General features: G+C 58.7%; 13 protein-coding genes. 7 read left to right on the top strand and 6 right to left on the bottom strand.

What is annotated here, in order from left to right:
• Positions 1-55: 55 nt before the first annotated feature.
• Positions 56-952, bottom strand: a complete 897-nt coding sequence (locus tag QUE75_RS07500) for a hypothetical protein (protein ID WP_061331847.1) — start codon at positions 950-952, stop codon at positions 56-58.
• Between the two features lie 156 nt (positions 953-1,108).
• Between QUE75_RS07500 and QUE75_RS07495 the strand changes: the two genes are divergently transcribed.
• Positions 1,109-1,732 (top strand): riboflavin synthase subunit alpha, encoded by a 624-nt coding sequence (locus tag QUE75_RS07495; protein ID WP_138436567.1) that lies wholly within the window; start codon positions 1,109-1,111, stop codon positions 1,730-1,732.
• Positions 1,733-1,736: 4 nt separating this feature from the next.
• Here the strand turns inward: QUE75_RS07495 and QUE75_RS07490 are convergent, their stop codons facing one another.
• The 5 genes from QUE75_RS07490 to QUE75_RS07470 form a co-directional block, all read right to left on the bottom strand.
• Positions 1,737-2,870: a class I SAM-dependent methyltransferase gene (locus tag QUE75_RS07490; RefSeq protein ID WP_286254806.1), complete on the bottom strand. Its 1,134-nt coding sequence runs from the start codon at positions 2,868-2,870 to the stop codon at positions 1,737-1,739.
• A 185-nt stretch (positions 2,871-3,055) separates the two neighbouring features.
• Positions 3,056-4,123 carry a class I SAM-dependent methyltransferase gene (locus QUE75_RS07485; protein ID WP_286254804.1) on the bottom strand — a complete coding sequence of 356 codons (1,068 nt, stop codon included), beginning with the start codon at positions 4,121-4,123 and terminating at the stop codon, positions 3,056-3,058.
• Positions 4,124-4,267: 144 nt separating this feature from the next.
• Positions 4,268-4,441: a hypothetical protein gene (locus QUE75_RS07480; protein WP_178338772.1), complete on the bottom strand. Its 174-nt coding sequence runs from the start codon at positions 4,439-4,441 to the stop codon at positions 4,268-4,270.
• Between the two features lie 124 nt (positions 4,442-4,565).
• Positions 4,566-5,243 (bottom strand): carbonate dehydratase, encoded by a 678-nt coding sequence (gene can / locus QUE75_RS07475; RefSeq protein ID WP_061331843.1) that lies wholly within the window; start codon positions 5,241-5,243, stop codon positions 4,566-4,568.
• Between the two features lie 65 nt (positions 5,244-5,308).
• The gene (locus tag QUE75_RS07470) at positions 5,309-10,189 is read right to left on the bottom strand and encodes an NAD-glutamate dehydrogenase (protein WP_286254800.1); all 4,881 of its coding nucleotides are present in this window, start codon (positions 10,187-10,189) and stop codon (positions 5,309-5,311) included.
• A gap of 165 nt (positions 10,190-10,354) precedes the next feature.
• Here QUE75_RS07470 and QUE75_RS07465 point away from each other — a divergent pair, with 165 nt between their 5' ends.
• The 6 genes from QUE75_RS07465 to QUE75_RS07440 are packed head-to-tail and all read left to right on the top strand — an operon-like array spanning position 10,355 to position 17,287.
• A complete protein-coding gene (locus tag QUE75_RS07465) occupies positions 10,355-11,317 on the top strand; it encodes an AAA family ATPase (RefSeq protein ID WP_286254798.1) in 963 nt (320 codons plus the stop codon).
• 32 nt (positions 11,318-11,349) lie between these two features.
• Positions 11,350-12,288 (top strand): DUF58 domain-containing protein, encoded by a 939-nt coding sequence (locus tag QUE75_RS07460; protein WP_106695430.1) that lies wholly within the window; start codon positions 11,350-11,352, stop codon positions 12,286-12,288.
• Positions 12,285-12,755 carry a DUF4381 domain-containing protein gene (locus QUE75_RS07455; RefSeq protein WP_286254793.1) on the top strand — a complete coding sequence of 157 codons (471 nt, stop codon included), beginning with the start codon at positions 12,285-12,287 and terminating at the stop codon, positions 12,753-12,755. Before QUE75_RS07460 ends, QUE75_RS07455 begins: the two co-directional genes overlap by 4 nt.
• Entirely contained in the window at positions 12,749-13,768 is a 1,020-nt protein-coding gene (locus QUE75_RS07450) for a vWA domain-containing protein (RefSeq protein WP_286255628.1), read from the top strand. The genes QUE75_RS07455 and QUE75_RS07450 overlap by 7 nt, the downstream gene beginning before the upstream one ends.
• A complete protein-coding gene (locus QUE75_RS07445) occupies positions 13,761-15,563 on the top strand; it encodes a VWA domain-containing protein (protein ID WP_286254791.1) in 1,803 nt (600 codons plus the stop codon). The genes QUE75_RS07450 and QUE75_RS07445 overlap by 8 nt, the downstream gene beginning before the upstream one ends.
• Entirely contained in the window at positions 15,557-17,287 is a 1,731-nt protein-coding gene (locus tag QUE75_RS07440) for a BatD family protein (RefSeq protein WP_286254789.1), read from the top strand. The genes QUE75_RS07445 and QUE75_RS07440 overlap by 7 nt, the downstream gene beginning before the upstream one ends.
• The last annotated feature ends 27 nt before the right edge of the window (positions 17,288-17,314 follow it).

Below are 17,314 nucleotides of genomic sequence, written 5' to 3'. Positions count from 1 at the left end.
TTTCAGTGCCTCTAGCAAACGTCTGTTTGAAACATACGTTTGAAGACTCGCCATGTCAAGTTCGCTCGGCGGGCACCGCGGCAACAGACTGCCAACCCCTATCGATGGCTTCCTGATTACCATCGAAAAACGCCTGCTGAACCCGGCTGTATGCCTTTTCCGCTTCCAGCATGTAAATCAGATACAGGCGCACATACTCCCGTCGGACAAGCTGCCTGGCCAGAACCCGCTGTTCACTCAAGCGGATAATATCGCTGAACCTGGGATGCTTCAGTGCAGGGTTATACTCCGCCATTCTGGCGCATTGCCAAACCAGCCCCTCCTTGCCTTCCAGATGCTCCACGTGCTTCCGGGCATCACGCAGCAGGCGCTGCCGCTTAACCACAAGGTCCAGATAGGACGGCTTCTCAGTGTAGATCCGCCGAATAATCGGCACGCCCAGCAACAGGATGATAACGAAGGCCCCAAAGCCACCACCGGCAATCCAGGCCGGGATGAAACCGGTGAGCCCGGAGAGAAAAATGGTTGCGGCCACCAGTGCACTGAACACCCACAGGTCGCGACTCCGGCGGGCGGCAGCCATTTGATAGTTGGTTGGCCAGTCAGACATGGACAACAGGTCGAAATCCATCAGCAGCACCCGATCACACTGGCGCAGCATCAGTCTTAGCTTGCGCTGCTTTGATTCTGCCAGCGCTTTCTCTATGTCGCCCTGTGGCTCGCGCTCTGCCTCGTTTTCCTGATCATCACCCGCCTCCTGCTCGTCGGGCTCCGGGGGGCGATCAGACTCCGCCCGCGCCGCCTCTGATGCCTGCAGAGCTGCGGTACGCTGAGCAGCATTCAAGGCAGATCCGGCGGCGTCAGGCACAGGATCAGCCGCACGGCCCTGCCTCAGGACCGCGCCCGGGGCATTGGCATCGTCTGTCAGATTCTGTGCTGTTTGCTCAGCCATGAGGCCACCTTATCGGTTCGTTCCTTTTGCAAGTATCGGCCATTGCGTCCGCTTCTTGAATGTCCTGTTTGCCGACCCTTGTTCACCGGGCTTTCTTGGCAACCGAACCGGCCACCGGTATCCTTGCTCCATCATACAGGGTTCAGGAGCACCACTATGTTTACCGGTATTGTTCAGGGTATCGCCAAAGTCACCGAGATTATTGCATCACCGGGCCTGAATACTCTGGTTATAGACTTTCCGGGGGCACGGGTTGAAGGTGTGACCATCGGGGCTTCGGTCGCCATTAACGGAACCTGCCTGACGGTCACTCGCCAGGACGGAACCCACCTTTATTTTGACGCCATGCAGGAAACCCTGCGCCTGACCACACTCGGGGAGCTATCCCCCGGAGACACAGTAAACTTTGAACGGGCAGCTCGCATTGGCGATGAGATCGGCGGGCATCTGCTCAGCGGCCACATTCATACCACGGCCACCCTGGTGGACATCGTTCGGCCAGAGAACAACGTGACACTGTGGTTTGAGATTCCAGCCGAGTGGCAAAAATATGTGTTCCCAAAGGGCTACATTGCCATCAACGGCGCCAGCCTGACCATCGGCGAGGTGCGGGAGAACCGGTTCAACGTGCACCTGATTCCGGAAACCCTGCGCGCCACAACGTTCGGGAGCGCGGAACAAGGGCAAAGGGTGAACATTGAGGTAGACAGCCAGACGCAGACCATCGTAGACACCCTGGCCCGGCTTGGCTACGACCGGCCGCCGACAGCCAGGAGCTAGGGGTTCACAGGCAGGCTTCAAAAACGACGAAACGCGGGCTTGCCGCCCGCTGCACCACGCTGCTGAAATAGCGTTTCAGGGAGCGGTGATACCCCAGGTGGCGATTCCCCACCATCAATAAGGTGCCTTCGGGTTCCAGGTGCCGGGCAGCATCCCGGAATAGTCTCAAGGCAATGTGATCGCCTACTACCCCACCCTCATGAAACGGCGGGTTGAGCAGAATCAGCTGATAGTTTGCCGCGCCTCTGTCGACGCCGTCGGAATGGCAGACCCTGGCCCTTGCTTCAAATCCGCAACGCATCAGGTTATGCCGTACACTCGCCACAGCCTGGGCGGACACATCGGCAAATTCCACACGGATATCGTCGCGGCAGGCCAGTGCCACCAACCCCAGAATACCGTTGCCGCAAGCCAAATCCAGTACCCGGGCACCACTTGGGAGCCGGGCAACGGCAGGGGCTATAAGTGGCAGCAATTCACGGGTACCAATGTCCAGACGGTCCCGGGCAAACACAGCAGGCATGGCCTCCACGTCGACTGGCACTTCCGGAACGGAATAACCTTTCCAGAGCCCTGACCAGCCCGCCAGGCTTGCCTCTCCCCGACGACAGACCACAACACGCGCCTTTTTGCGTGCGGGCAGAACGGCTTCGGTGGGCATGGCCTCGGCAAATACGTCAACACTGCGATCTGGAAGGTGCTTGATCATGCCCCCGGCAAGCAGGCAGCCATTGTCTGCCAGTGCGGAATTCACCCAGCGCAGCAGCCACGCCAGGTATTCGCTCTGACGCGGCACACGCATGACGATCAGGTCAAAGGGCCCCTGCGGTGGATTCAGCCAACTGGCCAGCTGTGCCGCGGAAGGTATATCCGGATTCAAAGGGGCGTTAGCGCTCAATGCGCCCCACAGTACTGCGCTGTCCGCTACCGATACCGGTGCGTAATCAGACAACCCGAGCGTGAGTGCGCCAAACTGGTCATCGACCACCAACACACGATCTCCGGCGTGCACACGGCGTATGGCTTCATCCAGAAGCAGCTCATCCGCTGCATCCCAGGCACGTAAGTTCGGGTCACTCACGCCGGGGCGACAGAGCACTCGCTGACCAGCAGAGAACTCTAACGTTGCGGTTGTCATTTTGGGCACTCTGTTTCAGGTTTGATGAAAATGAACGGTTTTAGGCTGTTTACTCTAGAAAATAATCCTAAGTTAGAGCTGTTCACGCCGAACACCCTTTCCGGTTACGTCGTCCGGCTCTTAATGCCCGGACGAACGGCACTTTTCCGGAGATTCACTTTTGCCCCTTACCCCAGGGGCTTTTTTTATGGGCGCAACCCGGCACTGGCGCGGCGAAAAGCCCGATAAACCGTAAAGCGACGATCCTGAGCCAGCCGCTCTACCGGCCCGATATGCCGCTGGATGTCACCCTCATAGGGCAGAAAACTGTTTGCCACCAGTCGCAACTCCCCTCCGGGCATCAGGTGACCGGCCACATCCCGGAGAAACTGCTCGGTCATGGACGTGTCGGTTTTGACCCCGCTGTGGAACGGCGGATTGGTCACTACCGCCTGCCACCGCCCTTCCAGGGTCGAAAGCCCGTCGGCAGCGTAGATCTGGCCATGCAAGCCTGCCTTGGCATAGGTGGCCTCGGAACAAAGCACAGCCTGGGCCTGGACATCCACGCCGTCAACCGTCACCGGTGAGCGCCCATGCCGATTGGCAAAGCCCTGCAACCAGCTACCGATCACGCCCGCACCACAAGCAAAGTCGAGCACGCGCTCCGCCTTCAAGGGCGACTCCGCCAGGGTTTCAAGCAGCATCCGCGTGCCCGCATCCAGCTCCCCGTCACTGAATACCCCCGGCAGCCCAGCCACAGCGATTTCAACGCCTGCACACTCGAGCTGGCTCCAGCTAATCCATTCACGAATATCAAACACCGACAGGGGCTGACTATTTGTGCCGACCCAGACCTGACAATGCCGGGCACTGTCCACCTTGCCCGTATCGGAAGCCACTTCGTTGAACTGTTTGACCGCCCCACCGATACCTTCTTTCTTCTCGCCAATCAACACCAACCTGGCACCTTCACAACCCAGAAACCGAGCCATTGTCAGGCGCAAAGCCAGCTCCGCCCGGGCCTTGGGCAGAAAAACCACAACCGTGTCGTAATCTGCAGCGGCCAGACCATCGGTGTCGTAGCCAAAACAGGCCTGCCAGCCAGACCGCTGTGCCAGTGCGCTGTATACGCCCGCATGCTCACTCATGGCCAGACCACTGTCACCGCATTGAGACAGTACAAGAGGCTCGGTAACACCCAGTAAGGCAAGCCGCCCCTGCAACAGATCGCGGTTACGAAGAAGAACGTCGTGGGTATTGGTCAGTGCAGACATGGATAGCAAGCCCGTTGGAGATCGTAAAAGGCGCTATGCTAACCGGAAAAAAGCCCTGAGTCTGCCATCGCGGCACATCAGGGCTTTATCAGAAAGGGAAACGGAACGGTAAATCAGAACACCAGTGGGCACCTGGTGAAGGCCTTACTTGTATCGAGCAACCGTGCCGACACGCAGTGCATCTTCCGGTGACATTCCCCAGTCTTCCTGGGGGCGAGGTTCGCTTCGCTTGCTGTCCTGCCGATTGCTACTCATAGCCGTGCCCGCGTTTCGGCGAGCTTCGATTGCACTCAGGGCCTTTTGCATCAGTTCTTTCATGGTCACCTCCCTCATTACTACAGTAGCTACTGTACCAAACACAGGGGTGACCATCTGTGATGACGCCAAGGGTCAACAAGTGACGCTCGTCACGATTCTTTGACACTTTTTGACATTTAAGGTGTCATGTTTTTTGACGACCTGACCGAACCGGTCGCTCCACCAGCGCCTGAAGATTTTTCTGACGAACCTTCTCCCGCTCCTCTTCACCGGTGATCGCCAGCCCCATGTCACGCAGCAGGCCATCGGCCACATCGTAGACAAACCCGTGGACGGTCAGGGGTTGGCCACGGCGCCATGCCTCCAGGAGAATGTTGTTCTGGCACACGTGGGCTACTTGTTCCAACACGTTCAGTTCACACAGGCGGTCCACCCGGTCTTCAACCGTCGGCAAGGCATCCAGAACGGACTGATGGCGGTCCCGAACATCCTGTACATGGCGCAGCCAGTTTGAAATCAGGCCAAAGCCCTCGTTCAGCAGCGCTGCACGCACCCCACCGCAACCATAGTGGCCAACAACCATGATGTGTTTGACCTTCAGCACGTCAATCGCAAACTGAAGCACCGACAGGCAATTAAAATCCGTATGCACCACCACGTTCGCCACATTGCGGTGCACGAACAATTCCCCCGGCATAAGATCGACAATCTGGTTGGCCGGCACCCGGCTGTCTGCACACCCGATCCAGAGATATTCCGGTGCCTGCTGGTTTTTCAGGCGCTCGAAAAACTTCGGATCGCCCGCTTTGATGCCGTCTGCCCAGGCACGGTTTTTCTCCAATAGATGTTGCAGGTGTGGCATTCACACGTCTCCCGGCATTGATTCCCGCCCGGGATTGAACGGGAATCAACGGCATAACGCAATAGTCAGTTGGTCTTGGCGTCTTCGGGCGACTGATGCATGGTGCTCTGGGCCAGGTCCAACAGCTCCCGCAAAGCCACTGAAAACATTGCGTATTCGGGCTCCCGGGCACTCTTCAGCTCGGCCAGCATGGCTTTCCAGCGATCAATCATGGGCTGATGCTTCACCTGCCAGGCGTCCACACTGACCATGACATCCTCGGGTTTTCTGGCCAGCTTAAGAACGCCCGTCGTCAGGGCCCGTTGCTGCCAATCCAGATCTTCCCGGAAGCTCTCACGGGCCAGCGCCTGCCAATGGGAATTCGGTGTCAGCACGGCAATCGAGTTGGCGAACCAGTTCAGATCAAGCCGCTCACCCAGGTCATAGTAGAGGTTGGCCACGGTCTTGAGTGGCATACCGGTTGCCTCCTGAGCTTCAATAATGCCGAGGGATGAATACAGATACCCGGTACCAGCCAGTACCTGGGCAAGGTCTTTTGGCAGGCCCGCACTGGCCAAATCCGAATGGCGTTTTTCCCAGACGGCACACGCCTGCTCACCCAGGTACTCTGGCAGGCTGGACGTGATCGCCCAGACACTGTCGGCAAAGCGTTCCATATGGCTCTGGATATTGAGCTCTGCCCGGCGATTGCGAAGCAGCCAGCGCACAGCCCGTCGCATCAGGCGCATCAGGTCCTGCATCAGTTCTATCTGCAAACTGGCCGACACATGGTAATCCAGTGCTTCAATGCGGTCCCACCAGTTGTCAATGCGGAAGACGTCGCGGGCAATAATCCAGGCCAGGGCAATGGATGCCGCATCCGCGCCCGTTGACTGGTTCAGCCGCTCGACAAAGGTGATACCCATGTGGTTAACCATATCGTTGGCAATCTGCGTCGCGATGATCTCCCGCCGCAACTGGTGCTCGCCAAGCTCTGAGGAAAACCGCTTGGTGAGTTCCTTCGGGAACACCTTGTACATTTCCCCGGCCAGCAGCGGGTCATCCGGCAGGTCGCTGTCAATCAAGGTCTGTTTCAGGTCGCCTTTGACATAGGAAATCAGCACCGACAATTCAGGTCGGGTCAGGCCCTTCTTGGCCAGTTTGCGTTCCGACAACGCTTCGTCGTCCGGCAGAAACTCCAGATCCCGGTTCAGCTTGCCCTGACCTTCGAAGGTATTCATCAGCCGGCGATACTCTTCCAGGCGTGGCGCCGTATCGATACTGGCGATGCTGATGGCCTGGGTCTGGCGGTAGTTATTCTTGAGCACCAATGCGGAAACATCGTCGGTCATTTCTTCGAGCATGATATTGCGCTGCTTGCCGGTGAGATCGCCCATGGCGACCGCACGGTTGAGCAGGATCTTCATGTTCACTTCATGGTCCGAGCAATCCACACCGCCAGAGTTATCGATGAAATCGGTATTCAGCCGACCGCCTTTCAAGGCGTATTCGATGCGCCCGAGCTGGGTAAAGCCCAGGTTACCGCCCTCTCCGACCACCTTGCAGCGCAGCTCACCGCCGTTGACTCGAAGGCCATCGTTGGCTTTGTCGCCTACATCGGAGTGGCTTTCAGAGGCAGATTTTACATAGGTGCCAATACCACCCACCCAAAGCAGATCCACTTCCGCCTTGAGAATGTGGCTAATCAGCATATTGGGCGGCACACGGTCGGCCTTGATACCCAGCAGTTTTTTCATCTCCGGGCTGACCGGAATGGACTTGGCGCTCCGGCTGAATACGCCACCCCCCTTGGAAATCAGCTTGGCATCGTAATCGGTCCAGGCTGAACGGGGTAACTCAAACAGCCGCTTACGCTCCTTGAAGCTCTTTTCAGCATCCGGGTTGGGATCGATGAAAATGTGAATGTGGTTGAAGGCCGCTACCAGTCGTGTTTTCTCGGAGCACAGCAATCCATTACCGAAAACGTCGCCGGCCATGTCGCCAATACCAATGGCAGAAAATTCGTCTACCGCGGGGTTGATGCCCATTTCGCGGAAGTGCCGCTCAACCGACACCCAGGCACCCCGGGCGGTGATGCCCATTTTCTTGTGGTCATAGCCATTACTGCCACCAGAGGCGAACGCATCGCCCATCCAGAAGCCGTATTCGGCCGCCAATCCGTTGGCAATGTCCGAGAAGGTCGCCGTGCCTTTGTCCGCAGCAACCACCAGATAGTGATCATCGTCATCGTGACGGATAACCCGCTGCGGCGGCTCAATGGCCGAATCCACCAGATTGTCAGTGATATCCAGCAACCCGCGAATGAATGTTTTGTAGGCAGCAATACCCTCCGCCTGGAACGCCTCGCGGTCCGAAGGATCTGGCAGGCGCTTGGCCACAAAACCACCTTTCGCGCCAACAGGCACGATGACGGCATTCTTCACCTGCTGGGCCTTGACCAGGCCCAGAATCTCAGTGCGATAGTCCTCGAAACGGTCGGACCAGCGCAGGCCACCACGGGCCACTTTACCGCCACGCAAGTGCACACCCTCAACCCTCGGCGAGTAAACGAAGATCTCGAACATGGGCATGGGCAACGGCATGTCCGGTATCCGGGTTGGGGCAAACTTCACGCTGATGTAAGGCTTCGGCTGACCGTCGGCATCCGGCTGGTAATAATTGGTGCGTAACGTGGCCTGCATCAGTTCCATGAACAGCCGCAGCACCCGGTCTTCACTGAGGTTCTCAACTTCATCAAGGCCGGCATTGAACTCAATTTCCAGCTTCTGCTGAGCCGCTTCGCACTTGCCCCGGCTCTGGAACCGGTCCGGATTGAAACGGATCTCAAACAGCTCCAACAGTGTCCGGGTCAGACTGACGTGGTTCACCAGGGTGTTGGAGATAAAGGTCTGGCTATTGGAGAAGCGGATCTGGCGCATATAGCGGGCATAAGTCCGCAACAGCGCGATTTCCCTCCAGCTCATGTAGGACGACAGCATCATCCGGTTGAAGGCGTCGTTCTCCGCCTCACCGTGCCATACCCGGCGGAAAAGCTCCTCGAAGATCGGACGAATGCGATGAATGTCGACCACGCTGCCGGAATGGGCCTGCAGGGTGAAATCGTGAATCCATACCGTCTTGCCGGTACGGTCGATGACTTCGAAGGGGTGCTCTCCGATGACGCGGAAGCCAAGATTGTCGAAAATCGGCATCACATCCGAGAGGGGTAGCGGCTCATCCGGATAGAACAGCTTGAAGTGCAGGGTGCTCTCGTCTTCCTCCAGCGCCCGGTAAAAACTCATGGCCAGGTCATCGTTACGGGCCGAGGCGACAATGTGCTCCAAATCAATAGCCGCCCGCCGGGGAGAGAACATATCGGTATAGCTCGCCGGGAAGCCACCGGCCCATACCCGGTACATCTCGTTACCGTATTCCTCTCCGTAGGCTTCACTTAGCGCCTCATACAGGCCATCACGCCAGGATTGCGCCAGTTCAATGACCTTGTCCCGGATTTCCGCCAGCGGCAACTGCCGGTTTTCAACCTGCGGCACCCGGATGGTGAACTGTACACGGGCCAGCACCGATTCGGAGAAGTGGGTAACGAACTCGATGTCTTCCGCTTCCAGCCGGTCCAGCAGTACCTGCTCAACCTTCAAGCGCAGCTCGGTGTTGTATATATCACGGGGGAAGAACGCCAGACAGGTCACGAACTGGCCGTAGACGTCTTCGCGCATGAACAGCTCAATTCGACGGCGCTCCTGGATGTACAGGATACTCTTGGCCACCCGCAACAGTTCGTCGGTTTCAATCTGGAACAGTTCGTCTCGGGGATACAGAGTGAGTATCTGCTCCAGCTCCTTGCCTGCGTAGTCGTCGGTCAGGAAACCGGAACGTTTCATGACACTCTGGAACTTCCGACGCAGCAGGGGGATTTCATCCGGCCGCTCGTTGTAAACCCGGGCCGTGTACAGCCCCAGGAACCGCCGCTCGCCAACCACTTCCCCTTTGCTGTTGAATTTCTTGACTGCGATGTAATCAGGGTACGCCGGGCGATGTACCCGGGAACGCTGGGCCGACTTGGCAAAGATGAAGATATCGTCCGTGCGGGTCATCTCGTGTCGGGTTCGCTGGGGCAGCTCATTCAGGCGAACCTTGTCAGGGCGCTCGTTGTTAACCCGCAGAATACCCAGCTCCGAATTTTCCACCCGGCGGACCACCATGCCCTGTTTGTCCTTCGCGAAGTCATACTCGTCATAGCCCAGGAACGTGAAATGATCTTCCACCAACCACTGCAGGAAGGCCTTCGCCTCCTGCTTTCCTTCGTCACTGATGCCAGCCGTCGTGGCCTCGAGTTCGGAAAGAATCTCACTCACCTTGTTTTTGACAACCGGAAAGTCCTCCACGGCAATCCGCACTTCGTGGAGCACATTCTGCAGGGCATCCTCAAGGTTACGCAGATCTTCCGGCGCGCTGTGCCGGTCTATCTCCAGGACAATAAACGATTCGTAGGCGGCGCCCGCCGTCGCCTTTTTAGTGGATAACAACTTCTTGAGCTTGCCATCCTTGTCCCGCTGCACATTCAGGATCGAGTATTGAATCGAGTGCGTCCCGATCTCACGCTGATTAATGGCAATTCGTAGCGAATCAATCAGGAACGGGATGTCAGGGTGCAGGATGAAAATAACGGTATGAGTGGACTGCCATCCGTCGCTTTCCAGATCGGGATTGAATACTGAAACAGGTGTCGCCTCGGCATTACGTTTCTGGATAAACTGCCACGCCGAAAGCATCGCACCATAGGTATCCGAAAACCGGCGACTCACCAATTCCTCGAGAGGAACATGCGCATAATGCTGTCGGGCGAATTCCGCGATCTTTTTTGCCTCGGTCTTCGCAATCTTCTCTGAGAACGCATCGGCCAACTGTTCAAAAAACTGATCCTTGCTGGCGATTGTCAGCGCATTCATATCCAACCTCTGGTTTGTGTGAAATAAACGTAATCAGGGTATCGTCACATAAGCATAGTCAAGCCCTTGATTTTTGCCGGCCAGACACCAAAACTGCGGCAACTACTTACGCAGAATTTCGTCCCGCGCCCGCTGGACTATCAAGAACCAAGAGCAAAGAATTTCATGTCGTTACAGCAAACGTTTGGTGACCTCCGAGCACAACTGGCAAAACGCATCATCGGCCAGGAGAAACTGGTAGACCGGCTGCTGATTGCCTTGCTGGCTGATGGCCATTTACTGGTGGAAGGTGCCCCCGGCCTGGCCAAAACCACCGCCGTAAAAGCACTCTCCGACCACCTTGAGGGTGATTTTCACCGTATCCAGTTCACCCCGGATCTACTGCCCTCCGACGTCACAGGCAGCGAGATCTATCGGGCTGAGACCGGCCTGTTCGAGTTCCAGCGCGGGCCCATCTTTCACAACCTCGTGCTGGCCGATGAAATCAACCGCGCACCGGCCAAGGTTCAGTCCGCCCTGCTGGAAGCCATGGGTGAGCGCCAGATCAGTGTTGGCATGCAGACCTTCGCATTGCCCAAACTGTTCATGGTGATGGCCACCCAGAACCCGATCGAGCAGGAAGGCACCTACCCGCTGCCGGAAGCCCAACTCGACCGTTTCCTGATGCATGTGGTGATTCACTACCCGTCTGCCGATGCCGAGAAACAGATTCTGCACCTTGCCCGCAGCGACTACCGTCAGGGAATCCCGAACGTAGACATTCGTCTAACAGAGGATCAGGTGATGTCTGCACGTCAGGCGGTATCGGATATCTACATGGCAGAACCGGTTGAGCAGTACCTGTTAGCCCTGATTCTCGCCACCCGGGATGCCGCCAGCCTGGACCCGGAACTGGCCCGCTGGACCGCATTCGGCGCCAGCCCCCGTGGCACCATTGCGCTGGACCGTTGCGCCCGCGCCCTGGCCTGGCTGGACGGCAGGGATTACGTCACACCGGACGATGTCCGGACTATGGCCTTTGATGTGCTCCGGCACCGGATTTTGCTGACCTTTGAAGCCGAGGCTGAAGGCATGACCGCAGACACCGTGCTCCAGAGACTGATTGACCAGGTTCCGGTGACAGCCTGAAGTTACCTGCAGCAGGAGGCAGTAACGACAGCATGGCTAACGCAATTCCCGCCACCCACATCACCTTGCAAGAGCTGGTGAGACTGCAGGCTGACGCCCGGGCACTGAAGCTGCCTTCGGCACGGCCGGTGCGGTCCCGCCAGTCTGGCCTCCGGCAATCTCGCCAGCGAGGCCGTGGAATGACCTTCTCCGAAGTTCGCCAGTATCAGCCCGGGGACGATATCCGGAGTATCGACTGGCGGGTAACCGCCCGGCGTCAGGCTCCCCATACCAAATTGTATGAAGAAGAACGGGAGCGGCCGGTTCTGCTGATCGCTGACCTGGGCCCAACCCTGTTTTTCGCCAGTGCCGGCGCCTACAAGCAGGTACGTTGTGCCCAGCTCACAGCATTGCTCGCCTGGCTTGCGTTGTGGGCCGGTGACCAGGTAGGTGGACTGGTGTTCAACAGTGAGAAACTGGAAGTACTGCGCCCGGCACGGCGTCAGAAATCGGTACTGCGCCTGCTGGACCAGGTGGCCGGCCTGCAGCACCGGTCTGACTCACCGCCCGCCCCGTCCGCCGCTAACGAACACCGGCTTGATACCGCACTGGCAGAGGCCCGCCGGGTGGCCCATACCGGCAGTCGGATTTTTGTGATCAGCGATTTCATGACGGTCACAGACACAACAACCAGCCTGTTGGGTGCACTGGCCAGGCACAACAGCGTCAGCGCCATCCGTATTCTTGACCCTCTGGAAAACGAGTTACCACCTAGCGGGCGTTTCGCCGTTGCCGGCCCGGATGGCCCCATCTGGTTCGATGCCTCCAACACGGCCTTCCAGAGGGCATGGCGCGAAAAAGTAGCCTCCCACGAACGGCAGCTATCTGACTGCTTCCGCACCTCCGGGGTGCAGGCAGCCACGGTACTGACTCAACAGGAACCTGCCGCCGCACTACGTATTTTGCTGGGCCCGGGAGGTCGCATCGGATGAACGGACAGGACCCACTGGCCCAACTGCGGGATATCCACCTTCCGGACACGGGCGGAATCTGGCCGCCGGCGCCCGGTTGGTGGTTTCTGGCAATCGTGTGCGCCATCGGTCTTGCGGTCGCGGTAACGCTGTGGCGGCGGCAGCGCCGAAAAACCGCGTGGCGCCGTGACGCCCGGAGCCTGTTGACGGAACTTGAGGCCTGCGCCAGCAAAACCCCTGAGTGGTTTGGTAAACTCAACACATTCCTGAAACGGGTGGCTCGGCAAGTGCACCCCAAGCAGAATCCGCAAGCCATGTCTGGCGAACAGTGGATAAACTTTTTGCTGGCAACCGCACCTGACAACCGGATCGCTTCCCGCCCGGTGGTGGAAGCCATGGTCGCCAGCACCTGGCAACCCAGACCAACCGCCGATCCAAACCAGGCGCTGGATTTCGCAGCCCTCTGGCTGGAGGCACAGATATCATGAGCCTTGCTTATCCCTGGCTTCTGCTATTGGCACTTCTGCCTTTGCTGTTTCTGATCCGCCGACACAGCAATCAGGCAGCCGATGCACCGGTGATTCCTGTCGGCCACTGGCTTTCCGGGTTACCTGGAGTCAGCAGCAGTGGTCAGGCGACACCCCGATGGCGGCAACTGCTGTTGTTGCTGGCCTGGCTCTGCCTGGTGGTGGCCATTGCCAGGCCCCAGCATGTCGGCGAACAGATCCAGATGCCGGTCAGTGGTCGTGACCTGATGCTGGTGGTGGATATCTCCCCGAGTATGGATGAGAAAGACATGGTCCTGCACGGTCGTGGCATCGACCGGCTGGAGGCGGTAAAACGGGTACTGGATGAATTTATTGACCACCGGGAGGGTGACCGGCTTGGGCTTATCCTGTTCGGTACCGAGCCCTATGTGCAGGCTCCCCTGACCTTTGACCGGGAAACCGTACGCACCTTGTTGCATGAATCCGGCATCGGCATGGCGGGGCGGGCAACCGCTATTGGTGATGCCATCGGCCTGTCGGTCAAACGACTGCGCGACCGGCCCCACGACCAAAGGGTGGTGGTAATGCTGACAGACGGCGCCAACACAGCAGGCCAGATCACGCCGGACAAAGCCACCGAGATTGCCCAGGCAGCAGGCGTCAGGGTCTATACCGTCGGCATCGGAGCGGATTCCATGGTCCAGCGAGGCCTGCTGGGAACCCGACGGGTCAACCCCTCCCGCGACTTGGACGAAGACCTGCTGACCCGAATGGCCGAGCAAACTGGCGGGCGGTACTTCCGGGCCCGCAGCCTGCCGGAACTTGAAATGATCTACGACAGCATCAACCAACTGGAGCCCATTGAACAGGACGGGCAATTCTATCGCCCCGTCACCGAACTTTATGTCTGGCCTGCCAGCGCAGCGGCCGGCCTCTGGCTGCTCCTGCTGGCGACACGGCTTGGCGGGAGTATCCGGCACAAGGCAAACGACCCGGGGGCAGACCATGGCTGATTTTCACCTGATCCGCCCACTGTGGCTGCTGCTGGCACTGACCATACCCCTGCTGTACCTGATGCGCCACCGGCTGCGGCACGGTGGCACCGGCTGGGAGCACTATATTCCGCCAGCGCTGCTGAACCCTTTGATCCGGCGTCAGGGGCAGCAACCAGGGGCCCGGACCATCTCTCCCCTGCTACCACTCAGCCTCGGCATCCTCGCCCTGTCGATAGCACTTTCAGGCCCAAGTTGGCGCCAGGCACCAACGCCGTTGAAACAGCCCGAAGACAGCCTGGTGATCGTACTGGACCTGTCGTTATCCATGTTGGCAACGGATGTTGAACCAGACCGTCTGACTCTGGCCAAGCGCAAGATCCGGGACATCCTGAGTGTCCGGGAAGGAGGCCTGACCGGCCTGTTGGTCTATTCCGGTGATGCCCATGTTGTGACACCTCTGACCGAAGATCGCCGCACCATAGAGGCCATGCTCAACGTGCTGGAGCCAACCATCATGCCCGCCCAGGGCAATCGGGCTGACCTCGGAATAAAGCGCGCTGTCGAGCTTCTGGAGCAGGGCGCTCCTGGCCAGGGCCGCATTCTGCTGATTGCTGATGACGTACCGGCCCGCCACCACAACGATATCCGTGCCCGGTTGCAAGGCACCCCGTACAGCCTGAACACTCTGGTAGTGGGCTCCCGGGAGGGTGGTCCCATTCCCCTGGCCAAGCGAGGCTTTATCAGGGATAACGGTAATATTGTCATCACCCGGGCCGATCCGGACAGCCTTGCCAGACTGGCTCGGGAAAACCGTGGGTTCAGCCACGAATTGACTCTGGGTGACACCGACATCCGGCAACTGCGATTGCAACCCGAGGTTAGTGATGACTGGTCCCGGGGTGAGGATGGTCTGACCGTTAACCGCTGGCAGGATGATGGTTATTGGTTGTTGTGGCTTGCACTGCCCCTGTTACTGCTGGGCTGGCGAAAAGGGGCGTTTGCCGTCTGCGCGATGGCCATACTGCCACTGGCCCTGACTCCCCGCCCGGCAATGGCATTTGACTGGGGCGGGTTCTGGCAGCGAGAGGACCAGAGAGGTCCGGAGTTGATCGAGCAGAACCCGGCGCGGGCCGCTGATCTGCTTCAGAAACCAGGCTGGCGGGGCTCCGCCCTGTACCAGGATGGCAGATTCGATGACGCCGCCCAGGCCTTCGCAGACCAACCGGGCGCTGTTGGCCATTACAACAGAGGCAATGCCCTGGCCAGAGCCGGACAATTGAAGCAGGCTCTTGATGCCTACCAACAGGCCCTGGATGATCATCCCGACTTCGAAGATGCCCGGGCCAACCATGAGCTGGTCAAGCAGTTGCTGGAACAACAACAGGACTCAAGTTCGCAGAACGGCGATCAGAACCAGGATAATCAGGACCAGCAGGACAGTTCCGGTGACCAGAACCAGGATTCACAGCAGGGCGAAGGTTCAGAATCGGAACAGAACGATCAGGGCAATGACCCCGGCCAGTCCCGGCAGCCAGATGCTGATCAGCCCGATGACACCGATCAGAGCGATGGAGAGCCCGAACAGGACACAGCCGAGGGCGAGCCGCAGGAACCGTCTGACAACACAGAGCAGGACACCGGCGAGCAGACCGCCGAAGCACCGGCAGCCATCTCTGAACAGCCCCTCACCCAGGGCCAGGAACAGTGGCTAAGACGCGTACCCGACAACCCCGGCGGACTACTGCAGCGCAAATTCCTGCAGCAACATCAACAACGTCAGACCACAGCGGACGAGGGCGACACACCATGGTAAAACGCTTTCTAAAAACCATCAGCCGTCTGGGCTTGCTCGTGTTGCTGACAGCCTCCCCGGCCCTGGCGGACACACTGTCGGTAGATCCAGACCGCACCCAACTGTATCAGGGGGAAGTCCTTACATTGACGGTCAAAGGCTCAATGAAAATCGACATCAACCTGAACAATCTGTTCAACTTCGATCTGTCTCAGTTGCCATCACCGGATATCGAGAAGGTTGAACCGGATTTCGAAATTCTTGCCCGGAACCAGCGCTACAGCGTGCAAACGGTCAATAATGACATGGTTGGCGAGATTACCTGGACCTACCAGTTGGCACCCACCCGCACCGGCACCCTGACCATCCCGGCATTGACTTTCAAGGACGCCAGTTCATCCCCTGTCACTGTTGAAGTGACCGACGGCACCCCACCCAATCAACCCACCGCGGCCAGGGACAGTTTCATTGAGCTGGCAGCGGACAAAGCCGAGGTCTATGTTCAGGAACAGCTGGTGCTGACCATCCAGCTGTTTTTCTCCGGAAACCTGATTCGGGGCGAGCTGTCAGAGCCCGAACATCCCGACGCAATTATTGAGCCCCTGGGAAAACAGCGGGAATACGCTCGCTACCGAGATGGTATTCGCTACCGGGTGGTAGAGCGACGCTATGCCATTTTCCCGCAACAACCGGGTGAGCTGACCCTGCCCCCAATCCGCTTTGAAGGACAAGCCCGTGACGCCTCCGGCCAGCTCCGCTTTTTGCGAGACCGCCAGGAGCTCTTCGACGTAAGGGTAAAGCCAGTACCCGACGGCTATCCCGCCAATCAAGCCTGGCTGCCTGCCAGCCAACTGAGCCTGACCGATGAAGGATTGCCGCCCTCCGGAGAACTTCAGGCGGGCAGCAATCTGAACCGAAAACTGACACTGGAAGCCGTTGGCCTGCCTTCCGAGGCCCTGCCGGCACTGCCCCAAACGGTACCCGATGCCATCCGCAGCTACCCGGAACAGCCACTGAGAAACACGGAAACCACCACAGACGGTCTGCGCTCGACCCTGCAACAGGTCTCTGCCCTGGTGCCGGTGCAATCGGGCGAGGCTGTGCTGCCGGCCATCCGCATCCCCTGGTGGAACACCCAGACCGACGAGCTCGAATACGCGGAATTGCCAACACGCCGTTACGCCATCGCCGGTGGAAGCGCCGTGGTCGCCGCGCCTTTATCGGAGTCCGGGCCAACGCCAGACGCACTGCCGGAAGCAACCGTAACTACGCCATCTGGCGTTGACGGGGTGTCACCCTGGTTCATCTCCAGCCTCGTTCTGGCAGGCTTGTGGCTGGCCACGGCGGGGTTGTGGTGGTACTCCCGCCGCAAACGGCAGGCACCCGCACCCAACGAGAGTCATCCGGAGGATGCCAGCGAACGTCAGGCGTTCGCCAGGCTCAAGGCGGCCATTGATGACCACTCAGCCCAGACCACCGGGCTCATGGTGACATGGGCAAGGCTACGATTTCCCGGCCAGACTTTCGTCACTCTGGAGGATGTCATCAACTTCAGCGGTGACCCGGACCTTGCGAATGCAGTCGGGCAGCTTCAGGAAAGGCTTTTCTCAAATCATTCACCATCCCAGGGCCACCGGGTGGCCAGTGAACTGACCCGATGCCTGGAAGAGCTGCGAAACCGTCAGACCAACCCGAACGGCACAACAGCTTTGCCGCCATTGTATCCGGCCGGCCTGTCACACTGACGGAGCCGGCCGCAGGGAACTCAGAGC

Origin of the sequence: Marinobacter shengliensis, from assembly GCF_030297115.1 — a bacterium.
Classification (GTDB): domain Bacteria; phylum Pseudomonadota; class Gammaproteobacteria; order Pseudomonadales; family Oleiphilaceae; genus Marinobacter; species Marinobacter shengliensis.
The sequence above is the reverse complement of the archived record's forward strand: the minus strand, read 5'-3'. Positions and strand labels throughout refer to the sequence as shown.